The organism is Oryzomonas japonica (assembly GCF_008802365.1).
GTDB classification, from domain to species: domain Bacteria; phylum Desulfobacterota; class Desulfuromonadia; order Geobacterales; family Pseudopelobacteraceae; genus Oryzomonas; species Oryzomonas japonica.
Genome location: NZ_VZQZ01000005.1, coordinates 39,700 through 53,816 on the forward strand (window position 1 = coordinate 39,700; position 14,117 = coordinate 53,816).

The 14,117-nt window shown below is 43.4% G+C and carries 12 protein-coding genes; all 12 read right to left on the bottom strand.

Annotation, left to right across the window (positions count from 1 at the left end; translation table 11 throughout):
- Positions 1 to 142: 142 nt before the first annotated feature.
- Positions 143 to 1,726: a capsule assembly Wzi family protein gene (locus F6V25_RS09310; RefSeq protein ID WP_246167011.1), complete on the bottom strand. Its 1,584-nt coding sequence runs from the start codon at positions 1,724 to 1,726 to the stop codon at positions 143 to 145.
- Between the two features lie 69 nt (positions 1,727 to 1,795).
- Positions 1,796 to 3,724 carry a polysaccharide biosynthesis protein gene (locus F6V25_RS09315; RefSeq protein WP_151128324.1) on the bottom strand — a complete coding sequence of 643 codons (1,929 nt, stop codon included), beginning with the start codon at positions 3,722 to 3,724 and terminating at the stop codon, positions 1,796 to 1,798.
- 1 nt (position 3,725) lies between these two features.
- Positions 3,726 to 4,715 (bottom strand): MraY family glycosyltransferase, encoded by a 990-nt coding sequence (locus F6V25_RS09320; RefSeq protein ID WP_151128325.1) that lies wholly within the window; start codon positions 4,713 to 4,715, stop codon positions 3,726 to 3,728.
- Positions 4,712 to 5,764: a UDP-glucose 4-epimerase family protein gene (locus F6V25_RS09325; RefSeq protein ID WP_246167012.1), complete on the bottom strand. Its 1,053-nt coding sequence runs from the start codon at positions 5,762 to 5,764 to the stop codon at positions 4,712 to 4,714. Before F6V25_RS09325 ends, F6V25_RS09320 begins: the two co-directional genes overlap by 4 nt.
- Positions 5,674 to 6,441, bottom strand: coding sequence for a glycosyltransferase family 2 protein (locus F6V25_RS09330; RefSeq protein WP_151128327.1), 768 nt, complete (start codon positions 6,439 to 6,441; stop codon positions 5,674 to 5,676). Before F6V25_RS09330 ends, F6V25_RS09325 begins: the two co-directional genes overlap by 91 nt.
- Positions 6,442 to 6,519: 78 nt before the next feature.
- Complete coding sequence (locus tag F6V25_RS09335) at positions 6,520 to 7,344, bottom strand: glycosyltransferase family 2 protein (protein ID WP_151128328.1); 825 nt, start codon at positions 7,342 to 7,344, stop codon at positions 6,520 to 6,522.
- Positions 7,345 to 7,451: 107 nt separating this feature from the next.
- Positions 7,452 to 8,303: a glycosyltransferase family 2 protein gene (locus F6V25_RS09340; RefSeq protein WP_151128329.1), complete on the bottom strand. Its 852-nt coding sequence runs from the start codon at positions 8,301 to 8,303 to the stop codon at positions 7,452 to 7,454.
- 9 nt (positions 8,304 to 8,312) lie between these two features.
- Complete coding sequence (locus F6V25_RS09345) at positions 8,313 to 9,446, bottom strand: glycosyltransferase (RefSeq protein WP_151128330.1); 1,134 nt, start codon at positions 9,444 to 9,446, stop codon at positions 8,313 to 8,315.
- Positions 9,415 to 10,815 (bottom strand): O-antigen polysaccharide polymerase Wzy, encoded by a 1,401-nt coding sequence (gene wzy / locus F6V25_RS09350; RefSeq protein WP_151128331.1) that lies wholly within the window; start codon positions 10,813 to 10,815, stop codon positions 9,415 to 9,417. Before wzy ends, F6V25_RS09345 begins: the two co-directional genes overlap by 32 nt.
- A gap of 40 nt (positions 10,816 to 10,855) precedes the next feature.
- On the bottom strand, positions 10,856 to 11,746 hold the full coding sequence (locus F6V25_RS09355) for a glycosyltransferase family 2 protein (protein ID WP_191966148.1): 891 nt from the start codon (positions 11,744 to 11,746) through the stop codon (positions 10,856 to 10,858).
- Positions 11,739 to 12,398, bottom strand: a complete 660-nt coding sequence (locus tag F6V25_RS09360; protein ID WP_151128333.1) for a CatB-related O-acetyltransferase — start codon at positions 12,396 to 12,398, stop codon at positions 11,739 to 11,741. The genes F6V25_RS09355 and F6V25_RS09360 overlap by 8 nt, the downstream gene beginning before the upstream one ends.
- Positions 12,371 to 13,840 (bottom strand): lipopolysaccharide biosynthesis protein, encoded by a 1,470-nt coding sequence (locus F6V25_RS09365; protein ID WP_151128334.1) that lies wholly within the window; start codon positions 13,838 to 13,840, stop codon positions 12,371 to 12,373. The genes F6V25_RS09360 and F6V25_RS09365 overlap by 28 nt, the downstream gene beginning before the upstream one ends.
- Positions 13,841 to 14,117 lie beyond the last annotated feature (277 nt).

Consider the following 14,117-nt stretch of genomic DNA (forward strand, 5'->3'; position numbering starts at 1 on the left):
TTACCCGACGGTTCAGCGCTTTCCGCCGTGGGAACGCTTTTTCGACCGGAGCGGAATCCTATCACATTATTCGCGATTTGTCTCTAGTTCATGATGCGGGGGATGGTGGAGGGCTTTCCGTGCGGCGGAGTGATGGGCGGAATCAATAGCGATAGCGCAGTTCCATTTTGAACAGCTGGTTCGTCCGCTGCGCCCCGTCAACCAGATTCAGGTTGCTGATCTTCTCGACACCGTACTCCACCTGGGCGTCCACGTCGCCATAGACCGGCAGGGTCCAGAAGGCGCGCCCGGCGTGCTTGCGCTCGATGGCTTGGCCCTGTACGCGTCCGATCATACCGCGGTTGGTGTAGATGTATTCGAGGGCGAGATTGTTGCGCGTGCTGAACCAGTGACTGTAGCGGGAGAAGAAATCCTGGGTGGCGCCCCCCTGTGAGTCGCCCAGCGGCAGTCCCTTGTAGAGAAAACCTGCCGGGAAGGTACCGCTCGTGTAGAGTATCTGGTTGCCCTGGAAGAATTCGAAGCGGAAATCATCCCTCCCTTCGGCTGTCAGGCGCGGGATGAAGAAGCCGGCGACGTAGCTCTCCACGATGGGCCAGACGGAGGCGGCGTCACAGCCGGAGAATTCACCATACAATTCGGTGTTGCGCAGCCAGGGGATGCGGTAGCGCGCCTCGAACCCCGCGTTGGCCTTGGAATTGTCCGCGCTCGTGCCGCCGACAAGGCCATTCACCCAGTCACGGATGCTGTTATTGACCCCCGGGCCGCCCTGCATGCGGCCCAGGTTTAAGCCGATTTCGAGGTTATCGGTCGGTTTGGAACTGAGCTTTATGGCATAGAACCAGGGCCGGCGCTCCTGCCCATCGGTGACGGTCTTGTCCAATCGGGAAAGGATCAAGGCATATTTCAGGTCGCCGAGCCAGGAAAGCCAGCCGGCGCGGAACGGCTCCGGGCTGGAGAGCTTGGCAATGGTGAGGTTTTCCGCATTGTTGGTCAGGGTGATATTACCGCGGTAGCCCAGTCCCAGCCAGTTCTCATCCTTGCCGAGTTCCAACTCCAAAGCGCCCCCACCGACCTTGAAATAGCCCCGGTTGAGCCGTATGGCGGTGCCCGCTTCCGAGGTAAGCACCATCGGTTCCAGCAGCCCGGTCATCTTATCGCTGACATACCCCTCGGCCGCCCAGCGAAGCTCAGCGTTGCTTCCCTGATGGTAGACCGCACCGTCATTGTTCTCGGCCAGCGGCGTCCCTTCGCTCCCCACCTGCTGTATGTTTAACCCAGGTGTCGCCGGGCGCAGGCCCGATCCGATCCCGAACACGCCGTCATCGCCCGGATCGTGCACCGGCCGGACATAGTTGCGTGGCGCCCCGTTCAGGTGCAGGTAGCGCATCCGGAGTGATGCGATCGGATTGAGGTCCAAAAATTGCGGTTTGCGTTCGGGGGCCTTTTGCAGGGAAACCTCGCGGGGGAGCAGTTCGCGGGTGCGGTCGATCAGTTCGCGGGCAAAGGCCGGTACCCCGGTCCCGCCGGATTCCAGGTTCGTCTCCGCCTCCAGCATCTGGCGGGCAGCCTCGGCCTTGCTGAAGGGTTTCAGCCCCTTCACGTCGCTGGTGATCAGGCCGAACCCGGCCAATTTTTCCAGGTAGAGGTAGATCGGGCTATCAAGGGGGATGTTGGCGGAGGAAACAGCCAGACAGGTTGTCGCGGGCAATTGCACTAACAGGAACATCGCCGTCGCTGAGAGCATACACACCAAGAGGCGGCTTTTGGCATCAAAACACTTTTGCACGGTAATCCTTTATGACTTCCTGATGGGCAGAATTTTAGCGTTCCTCGTCAGGGTGGATGCAAACAGGTCGGGGCGCACCCTCTGAAATGCCGCTGGGGCCTCTCCTTGGAACGAATAAGTGGGTCGGAACTCGGGGATTAACAGTCTCAACCCTTCCATTAAAGCAATGACGTCATTGGAACGGGCTGCGGCATAGAGCGCTTCCAATTGTTCTACAACCGGTTCAAGGGCGATCTGCACCGGCGCAAGCACTTTGATTTTGTCATGCGAGGTCGGCATGATACCCTCACCATCCAAGAGCAGTTCCTCAAACAGTTTTTCGCCCGGCCGCAAGCCGGTAAATACGATGTCGATGTCCTCGTACGGCGTAAGCCCAGACAAGTGGATTAACTCTTCGGCCAAGTCAATGATGCGGACCGGATCGCCCATGTCCAACACCAAAATTTCGCTGCCGGTCCCCAGGCTGCCGGCCTGCAGGACAAGCTGACTGGCTTCGGGGATGGTCATAAAATAGCGAATCACCCGCTTATCGGTAACGGTCACCGGGCCGCCTTTGGCAATCTGCTCCTTGAAGAGCGGAATAACACTCCCATTGCTCCCCAACACGTTGCCGAAGCGGACCGTTGTGAACTTGGTGGCGCTGATGCGGGAGAGCGCCTGGATGTAGATCTCCGCAGCCCTCTTGGTGGCACCCATCACATTGGTCGGGTTGACCGCCTTGTCGGTGGAGATCATGACAAAGTTCTTGACGTTATGCTGGTGGGCCGCGTCGGCGACATTCTTGGAACCGAATATATTATTGAGGACCCCTTGGGCCGGGTTGTATTCCATCATCGGCACGTGCTTGTACGCTGCGGCGTGGAACACCACGTCGGGCGCAAACTCCCCAAATATGGCCTCGACCTTCTCCCGGTCCCGAACATCGGCAATAAGCGGAAGTAACCGCAGTTCCGGAAAGTTTGCGGCAAGCTCCATTTCAATCTTGTAAAGCGGAGTCTCCGCCTGTTCGAGCATGATAAGTTTGGCCGGCTTGAAGTGTGCTACCTGACGGCATATCTCGCTGCCGATACTTCCGGCCGCACCGGTAACCAGAACGTGCCTGCCGGTCAGGTAGTTGCCGATGAGGCCCCTGTCCAGCACAACCGGGTCTCTCCCCAACAGGTCCTCGATATCCACCTTCTTGATCTGGGATACCGAAAGCTTTCCGTCAATCAACTCGCCAATGCTGGGCAGGGTCCTGAACGTCACATGGGCGTTTTGGTACGAGTTGACGATCTCGCGGATTATCTTCCCGCCGGCCGAGGGCATGGCAATAATCACGTCCTCGACATCATTCATGCGGATCAGAGCCTTAAGGTGTCTCGTCGCTCCCAGCACCGGGATGCCGTGTAGCTTCATGCCTTTCTTCTCGGGAGCATCGTCAACAAAGCCGACCACGTTATAGGCCGTGTGGGGGTGCCGACGGATCTCCTTGAGCAGCATGCTGCCGGCCTCTCCGGCGCCAACGATAAGGGTGCGCGGCCCCTCGCAGTTTTTGGCAAGGACGTAACTTTCCCGATAGATGCGCCATAGCAGCCTGCTGGCGGCGACAAAGGCAAAAAGCAGAAACCAGTCGAGTAGGAAAATCGAGCGCGGGATTGGGGTGAATTGTCGGAAGAAAACGATCGCAAATATCGAAAGAATGGAGGAGAGGGTGGCTGCTTTGAATATTTCAATGCCATCCTGCAGGGATGCATAACGCCACATGCTCTTATAGAAACCGATGGAGATGAAAACCAGCGGTTTGACTACCAGCACGACGAGCAGGCACTCCCAGAAGAGGTGGAATTCCTGAGGCGGAATGGAAAAATCGAAACGGAGCAGGAATGCCAGGCAGAGTGAGGCGCTGACGAGAAAGACGTCGCACAGGAACACAATTATTCTGCGCTTATTGTACATACTATTTAACCTCCACACGGGTGCGTACCCGTGACATCACCAACCACCAACATCCAAAAAGGACAAGCCCCAAAGGGATTGTAGCAATAGAACCGGTTTTTCTCAGGGCCAACATGCTGGAGCCAACTAAAAGTTGCAATATACCATAGCCAGCGGCGACCTGCCAGTGAGGGATGTTCATCTGGTTTGCAAACAACTGATAGAGGTGCCTGCGGTGGGCCAGGGAAAGACGGTCCCCGTCGCGCCACCGAACCGCCAACGTTGTGAGTGCGTCGGCATAAAAGGGAAACAGGCACCCGGCAAGCACGATGAAATCGCCAAAGGATGCTGAAAGCAAGATGCAAAAGGCAGCAAACATAAAGCCGAGTAGCACGCTGCCCACATCTCCCATGAAAACCCTTGCCCTCGGCATATTCATCGGAAGGAAGCCGAGGCAGGCGGCACTGAGAGAAAATGCCATCATGCGGTAGGGTTCTGCTTGTGTTGTCAGACCGGCAAATATGCCCAAAAGAGCAAAGCCCACAAAGCCGGTTATGCCGGCAATGCCATTGATGCCGTCCATAAAATTATAGAAATTGGCGGTACCGGCCATAAATAGGCATGCAATGGGTAACAGCAGGTAAGGGGTGGCAGGTGAGGAGGAAAAGGCAGGGAGCTGCGGAAACAGCACGGCGAGAGATGCTGCAAATTGCAGAATCAAACGTGTTCGCGGCGATAGCCCCTGCCTGTCATCAAAAAAGCTTGCCAGCGAAAGTAGGGTTGCCGGAAGCCAGAAGAATGTTGGAACTCGTAGATAGAGTGCCGATACTATGAGTGCAGCCAGGATGCCGATGCCGCCGCCACGCGGTGTGGGAAGCTCATGGGAGCTTCGGTTGTTGGGGATGTCCAGCAGGCCGAAGCGATAGGCATAACGCGACATGAGCCATGCACCGAGGAGTCCAAGGAAAAGGGCACAGCCGGGAATCGTTATTATGGCGTTATCTCCGCTCACCTCTTGCCTCTTATCTGTTGCTTATACCACTCTGCCGTCTCCCGAAGCCCTTCTTCCATCGTAAAGGGAGGGACCCAGCCCAGTTCTCGCCGGATTTTAGAGCTGTCTACCGTTAGCGAGCCCGTTAGTCGATTGACCGCTGCACTCTTACCTGTCAGCTTGCCGGCCAGACGCATGAGAGAAGCAGGAAACGGCAACAAACGTGCTGGCACCCCAAGGGCGGATGCGGTGCGGTGGATGAGTTCCGGGGTAGAGACATCCTCGCCATCGCTCACCAAAAAGGTCTGCCCTGCGGCCGCAGGATGCAGAGCACACGTAGCCAGGGCATCAACTAGGTTACCGATATAGAGCAGGCTGCGTTTGTTTTTGATCGAGGCAAGTGGAAGTGGAATTCCACGGTTCACTATCTTCATCATGCTGAGAAAATTGGCTTTCACGCCCGGGCCATATACCAAGGTCGGCCTGACGATGACCACCTGCAAGCCGGTTTCTGCCGCAATTTGACGGAGTGCCTGCTCCGCCTCCCACTTGCTGATGCCATAGGGATCGGTTGGTTGAACGCAGGAATCTTCGCTGTATGGGGTAGGTGACTCTTCGCCGTTTACCTTGATAGAGCTGACAAAGATCAGACGTTTCACGCCAGCCTTGGCCGCTTCATGGGCCAGTTGTTTGGTACCCTCCGTATTCACTGTACGAAATTCGGTCAGAGGGTCTGCCGCTGGGTCATCCATAACGTGTACGCGTGCGGCCAAGTGGATGATGGTGTCGATATCACCGACAGCGTGTTGCCAAGGTGTTCCAGGCCCCAATGGGTCAATCGGAACAGGCCCCACTTCTCTAACGAGAGAGATTGGATTTTCTCCTGCCAGCAGGGTGCCGCGTACGCTGATGCCTGCTGCCAACAGTCGTGTGCAGAGGAAACGACCAACAAAACCGGTGGCTCCGGTAACTAGGGCTCTCATCTGGGTCTGCACACCAATTGAAACAATTTGGTAAGGTACTTGGAGTAAACCTTGAAATAATTTGTCATTATGTCGTTTTCCGCGCACGCGCGCACTATTTCGCGATTAAGGATAAGGTTGCTGCGCAGATTTTTTGTGCTTGCGCCCCCCGTCCTCATCTTGATGATTACTTCCGGTAAATAATGATAAGAAATATGATTTTTTACCATGAATCTGGCAAGCAGTTCAAAGTCGGCAGCTATTTTATAGTCGGTTTTGTACAAACCAAAATTGTCATAACATTTTCGCTTTACAAAAAAAGTGGGATGGGGTGGCATCCATCCTGATTCAAATTTGTCCAATGCAAAATTGGCGCTGCTATAATATCTGACAATTTTATCCAATTTTTCAGGTCGGACATACACGAGATCAGCAATGAGAGCATCTATAGGATTAATAACGAAGGCCTGCACAACCTTGGTGATTACATTTTCGTCCACATAAAAATCGTCTGCATTGAGAATGCCGACTACATCACCGGTCGCCAGCATGATTCCCTTGTTCATGGCGTCATATATACCAGAGTCCTTTTCAGATATGACTTTGCTTACCACATCTGGATAACTTTTCAATATGTCTAAAGTGTTATCTGTAGAAAGGCCATCTACGACAATATATTCAATATTAGGATAATTTTGATTTGCTACTGATTTAATAGTATCCTCAATAGTCGAGCCACTATTAAAGCTTACAGTTATCAACGATATTTTTGGTAATATATTCAAAGTCAATCTCCTAGACTATGTCACATGGCAGCAAGTATTTATGCACCACTCCATAACCTCAAATTAAATCGTAAACAACTATGAAAGGAACTTCCGAGTTGCCCACCAAGATTCACGACGGAGCTGATAGTCTCTATCGAAAGCTATATGTTGAAGAGTTGCATGTGAAGCGTGATGAACTTTTAGAGTTGGAAGAAAATACGGCCAATGTCCAAAATTTCGGGCATGACCGCAAATCACGGACTCCTCCTGGTACAGAAAAGTTTCAGATGGCAGTCCGCCAAGCGCATTAATAAATTTCGGGTTGATCAAGTATATGGCCCCATGACCCAAGTAAATATCACCCTCAATAGATGAATTACTAGAAATGTTGGATCGTAAGTAGAATTTAAAATTAGATATTGGAATCCGAATTGCCTCATAAAATAATGCAAAAAGGCGATTTCTATAATAAAAGTCCCAAAATACTTTGTTAAAAAGCGGATATTTGTTCCGACTAAGCGGATTTATGTTTCGGCTTTGTTCAATAATGCCGGGACAAATTAAATATTTATCTGAAATATCATTCTGCCGCTTACCAAGCGTTAAGAAAAAATCCTTTTCAAACCATAAGTCGTTATTGCATACAACTATCCAATCAAATTGATTGATTTCGAATCCCTTGATAAAGGAAGATGCTGTCCCAAAATATCCATCATTTTCAAGGAAATGAATTTCGGTTGGAATGTTCTCACTTTTTGGCATAGTCATAAATTGGTAATCATCTTTAGTCACTTTTCCGGAGTTTTCAAGAACAACGAAATGAATCTCGACATTGTGCTGTATTTGATCACCTATCGAGGAATAAAGCTTTGATGTTAGTGCAGGCTTCCCATGGTCAATAGTAATAATGCAAATTTTCATTTTGTGATGCCCTTTTCTGGACTTCAGATAGTTCGAAACAATTTCATTTTTTGATAATGATGGCCTTACAAAATGCCTGCCTCTGCCGTAATTGAACAAATGCAGCTTCACCAGCTTCTTTTTAAACATCGGACAAACAATGAAAAATTGTGAAAAGTATTATACAAATATATCTTAGCCATTTTATGGTTATGCTTAAAATAGTAATATGGAACTTTTAGTGGTGTTGCAAATGTTGCTCTTAAAATAATATGGAACAGACGATTCTTATAGGCAAAATAATATAATCCATCGGCATAGCCATTAATCAGTTTTAGAAGTTTTATGAAATCAATTTCAGCAAACTTTGACAAGTGCATTAAATGATATATTTCAAATTCAGGAACAAAATAGAAGTTATCATATTTACACATGCGACAGAAAAAATCAGAATCTTCAGAGCCAGGGTATAGTGCACCAACGCCCAGTTTCGTATCAAACAAACCTTCCTGCATGAACTGATCAAATACAAAAATCTGATTGATGCTCATTATTACACCATAATCGTATTTAGATAGTTTTTTGGGGTGAACAGGAAAATTTAAGTGATTACTCTTTTTATATGGGTCCACAACTCTAAAAGCATAATTGTTTTTAGGCAATGATGATATGCCTTCAAAAAAGGCTGGATTAAACCAGCAGTCATCGTCCGGTATCATAACGTAATCGGCAGATATTCTATTATCTGTAATATACTGTATAGCTATATTTCTTGCACATGACAAAGAACACTGCTTATTAACATTAATATACACAACGTCAGCATTGTCAAAACTGGTATTTTTATATAAATCAGATGTTTGATTTACAAAAATCAATAATACCTTGATATTGTTCAACTTCGCATTAATTACCGAGTCTTGTAATTTTTTGAAATGAGTATCAATTCCAAATTGGCTTATCAAAATATAATTATACACAACGCCTCGCTATACACTAAGAAGACATTGATATATTTTATAAATATTACAATTATATTTGTCTTCGTCTGCTAAGTTCTTCTTTATTTTATTAAGTTCGTCTCCATTATACAAAGAATATATCATGTTTGCTGCTTCATCAATGAATTTCAGGTCTGATTCATTCGAAACAATAAAACCGTCGAAAGCATCTTTAATAGCTTCAGAAACGCCGGAACAGGAAGCGGAAACGGAGGGTATTGCCAGTATTTTTGATTCTAAAAGCGCCATAGGGAATCCTTCAAAACGGGACGATAAAAAAAATAACTTTGCTTGAACTAAATATGGGAAAGGATTCCTGGTAAATCCAAGAAGAATAACATGAGAGGATAATCTCTTATCTCGTATTAGGTTTTGTAGCTCAGTTTCAAGCTCTCCGGCTCCTAGTATGTAGAATTTAAGGTCATTCAATCCTTTACCGTTAACTAACTTATCAGCGACATTTATAAGACGATCAAAGCCCTTGGAAAAACTTAATCGACCCATGGACACTATATTAAAGTTTGTGTCATCAAATCGTACGGGGCAAGGTTCAGAAGACTGTTGTATTACTTGGTTTGTATCAACTGGATTATACAATGTCGTCAGCAAAGATTGTGGGATGCGAGGGTGCTTTTTCATAAAAAATTCTTTTATCTCATCAGAGACAAAAATAATTTTATCCATTCTATTATAAGCAGCGTCTTCCATCCTAAAATTTCGCGTAGCATTATGTACAACATTGGTATGAATCCAAGCAAACTTTTTTGACTGTTTGACCGGGCTCTTCGCAATAAAAACCGCTGGTAAGCCTTCAAGGAAAGAAACTTCTAGATCATACTCTGTTTTTAGTTTGAAAAAATATATTAAAGCAGGAAATAAAAGAATCATGCGCAAAATAATTCGTTCAAGAAGAAACAACAAATCATTCTTCGGTATAGTGTTAAATATATTTTTTATTTTTACTTCATCTGTTATTTCATTTAAAAATAATCCATCTTTCCAGAAAAGCAGTAGATCTACATCAGCTTCTTCAAACGGAAAATTGTTTAGTATGTTTACTAAAACTCTTTCAGCTCCTCCGCCCTTTAAATTATTGATCACAAATAATATCTTTTTTTTCATAGATGATACCTCGGTTAAACAGTAAATATTTAATAATAAAATATACTATAATAAATAAAAAAGAGTACTTAACGAGGTAATTTAAATTTGAAGCAAAACCAAGATAGTTCCATCTCGGTGCATATATATAGAATGGCATCATCATAAAAAGTAAAAAACCTGTAATATTGTTATTCATTGATTTCCTCGCGAGAAAAGAGAAAAAACTTGAATAAAAATAACTGCCAGCAAAAACTAAAGTAAAGCCGCCTACCGTATATAATTCAGAAATATAACAAGAACCCAGGCCATATCCCATCTCAAACTTGCCTTGGTCAACTAGAAAAGATAACATGTGCCCTAAACTATACGTTGTCATCACTGTAGAGGTATTTTCAAAATCAAGAACAGTATTTAAGCCCAATAAGGTTAAATATGGATCTAAAATAGGCTTTAAAATCAATAAAAAACTTTTCGGCAAATACCACAAATACTCCATGGTATATCCTTGAATATCTATTGAGCCTCCTTGATCCCAAAAAAAGTAACTTAATAAATTTCCAAAATTTAAGCCAGTGTTTCCTACACGAGTAGAGGATACAATTTGCAATAAAACCATACATATAGCTGCAAAAAATACCGTTTTGACAATATTGACTTTATTTACAGTTTTCCTTGTGTTGAAGTAAATGTAAGTTAATAAATCTATTACAAAAGTGCCTCTTGAACCCGTAAATAGAGATAATATTAAAATGAATAAAAATATTTTCTTATATTTACCGATTTCGTCACTATTGTCTAAAAAAGTAAACAGAGCCGCAGACGCTAAAAAATACATACTTGATAGCAAACTTACCACAATGGGTAATTGGGGGGGGGAGATGTATAAAGATAAATATCCTTGTGTGTATACCTGCATAATGAAAACTAAAATGACAAACATTTTTGCGGCAGATGATACCCAAAAAATAAATAAAATTAAATATTTAAAGGCTTTATCTGGTTTTTGTTTAGCTATTATGGGCACAATCTTGTGTCGATTATTCATTATCCGAAAAACGCCAAGATAAAAACCAAGCAGTGCTATTTGCAACGAGTACAGCATATTGAATTGAATCTCATCAGAAAAGATATAATTGGTGAAAAACTCGGTTTTAGCAAAGCTCTCCCCGATAAAAAAACTTAGCAAGATACGCCCAAGAAGAAAGACAAAAAAAGAAAGTAAAAATAACACATTCGGGTGAAACAGGTTTTTATAAATTTTGTAAGCACTATAAAATATAAAAAAGAATTCTATCAATGTTACAACTTTAGAATAAGTAATTGAATTGATGCCGATCTGCGCAAGCAGAACAGGTGTTAATAAAAATATTGGGACAAAATACTTCATATCCGCGTTGTCCTGTTGAGTAAAATACGTCGATAATCTATTAAATATTAATGGATTTCTTCCCCCGCACTATAGCTAAACATAGTGCGGGTAAAAAAAACAATTTGTTATTTGCTCCAATAAAAATTTTCAGGCAGGAATAGCCAAGATGATGAGCTACTTTAATATAATTCATAGCATGTAATAACCTTAACTTGATCTTGAATGGCCTAATTGAACCTTCGTTGAAATACAGCATATAACCACGCATATTATTGGTAAACAAAAGATCAATTTTACTAGACAACCCATCTTGGAGATATTCTACAAGTTTGAACGGTATATTGACATATACCGTTTTATAGTCATGCGCGATCCTATTCCACACAACGGCTTCCGTGAGGAATTTCTCGTCTTTTAATAGAGGAAAAGGATAGCGCTTGAGAACATCAGTAAGGAAAAACTCGCACTTATCGCCAGATATATTTTTGTTGAATCGCATATTAATATGGTCAGACACGATAAAACTATTGTCTTTACGTAAAGGGAAAGTATTTCCTATAACTTCCAGCTTTCTATCCAAGCACAATCCGCTGATACTGGAACAATTCATTTTTTTTAAATTCAGTTCATTATTTAAATTCCAAACTGTTTCTAGCGTATCATCGTTATACAACACATCATCGCTGTCAATGATGACGGTAAAAAAACTATTAGATTTGGTTATCCCACGATTAAGTGCTGCATGCTTCCCTGCATTTTTCTGGTGTAAATAAATTATTGGGAATGACGATTTAAATGATTTCACAACCTCTCTGCAATTATCCTCTGAGCCATCGTCAACGACGATCCACTCAACATCCGTTATTGACTGTTTAACAATAGACTGATAAACATTTTGCAGCAAATGTGCTCTATTGTAGACTGCAGTAATTATTGAAAACTTATGCATTATTTTCATCTCTCTTTATTTGTTCAAGCAGGTCGGTTGGTGCCCTGAATAAAGGCATGTACTTCATTAGTTTTGCATCATCCCAGTCCCACCAGTTCAATTTCTGCAGCTCCGGTGATATATTGTCGGGAAAACGATGCTTAACAAATTTTGCAGGAACGCCCGCCCAGATTTGATAAGAGGGAATATCACTTGTCACAATCGACCCTGCGGCAATAACAACCCCGTCACCGATAGTTATTCCACGCCTAATAATGACATTCAATCCTATCCAAACATCATTGCCAATAATTGTTTTTTTGTCATTCAGATCCAATCTAACAGTTTTATTGACCATTCCATAAAAGCTGTTGAAAAGAAACGGATGCGTCGATACAAAAGAATAATCATGGTTGAATGGTGAAATAAAAACATTTGAAGATATTGAACAAAATTTACCTATTGAGCATGATTCAATGCTTGAATTTCTATTTATATAACTATAATTGCCGATCTCAACATCATCTGAAACATATGTATCTTTATCTATTAAAACTTTAATGCCATACTTCGCTTTTTTACTAGCCTTTGAGCTAAAAATAAATCGATCATATTTTTTGTTTGTAAAACGCAAATATAGCTTGCTCAACAAGCGACTGAAGATGATCTCCATTTGCCACCCCACTTAAATAAAACATAACCACCAAATGGTACGATAAGACTTAATCCTACATAACATGACGTATAAAACCACATATTGTAATTTGAGCTGATTATTGGGACAAATTTCAATAAGATAAAAGAAGAAATAAAAATAGTGAGGGTAAGTAATACCGTGTCAAAAGTGGATATTAATACAGACTGTCCCAAAAAATGCTTACTTACATAAATTAAAACATCGATAGTGCGATATAGTGTTGAACATAATGTCCCAATCAACACCCCATTAATACCCCAAATATTAACTAAAACAAGACTTACTGCCAAGTTGATGCCAGCTTCAAGCAGTGATCGATATTTCGTTTGTTTAAAATGCCCCGCAGCAATTATGAGCGTAGCGCCTGGCCCCCGCAAATTATTCGCTATACCAACAGTAGCAAAAAGAATCGCCAATTGTGGTCTAGAATAATTTGTATCTGTCATTCCTTTTGTGTAGATACTCATAAATGGCATGATGAGGACTATAGCACATGTATAAACCCAACCAATCAGAGCGTAGAAAGCAGCTTCATATTTTCTATATTGCCTGCATATCTGCGTCTGATCATTCATGACAAGTGACTGGCCGAAAAAAGACTGTATTCCGCTCGAAAAAGAACTCAGTAGTTGGTTTACGGCAGAAAAAACAAGCGCGTATATTGAATAAACGCTTACTTCTTTTAAGCCACAAAAAATTGTAAGTAATATAATAGGAGAGTTAAATACTATTAAACCAGCTATTTGATGTACAAGCGCATCCCACCTTTGGGATAATGCCTCATTATCAGGTTTTGACTTGAAGTTGATACCATTATAATGATTTCTAACATAGATTGCCATAATCATATAACGGGCCAAAAATATTAAAGCCGATAAAAATTTGACCCATAAAATAGAAAAGCCAGTATTGATAAAAATAACTGCACTGGCCGTACTTAGAACCAATCCTATGATCTGTGCGAAAGAAATAACATAAAGTTTATGGTCGGCCATAAGCAGAACACGGTATTTGCCTATAAGAAAAAACTCCGCCGCACCAGTTATACCTAACACGAGTACCATCAAGAACGCTATTGTTTGGTCAACTTGCCCAGAAACAATAAATGGGAACACTACAGCAAGAAAAAATATTAGTGAAATAAATATGTAACCAGATTTATTATAGAACTGTCTCGTAGCAGAAAGAATATTGTTCAGTGCGATAAAATTACCTTCCGCAAGTGGCTTATACATTGCTGCGATACTCGCTGCTCCAACTCCAGCTTCTACGATATTCAAATAAGCAACAAATTGGCCTATGGAAGATACTAGCCCGTTCATATCAGAACCAAAGGTTTTGATAATCAATGGTGGAAGTATAAACCCTGTAATTGCGGTAATAACTTGAAGTAAAATATTTACCAGGATATTTTTCATCACTGCCAATTTTCGTATATTCACAGATGCAAGTGTCTTGAAGAAAGATAATATGCTTTTCAACATTAAACTATGAATTCCTTTCTTGCATATTGCAGATACCGGTTGTTCTCTGTGAATTAAGCAGTTTCAGTCGAAATTTAAAGTGCTATGCTCTTGTCTTTTCTGCTTATGAGACATAGGATAATGTAAAAAAAAGCAGATACAAGGTGAATGCCCTAAAATAAGCAGGAGGGGGTAGAAGAAAATTGCTTGGTTTGAAAGGCTAGTACCTACT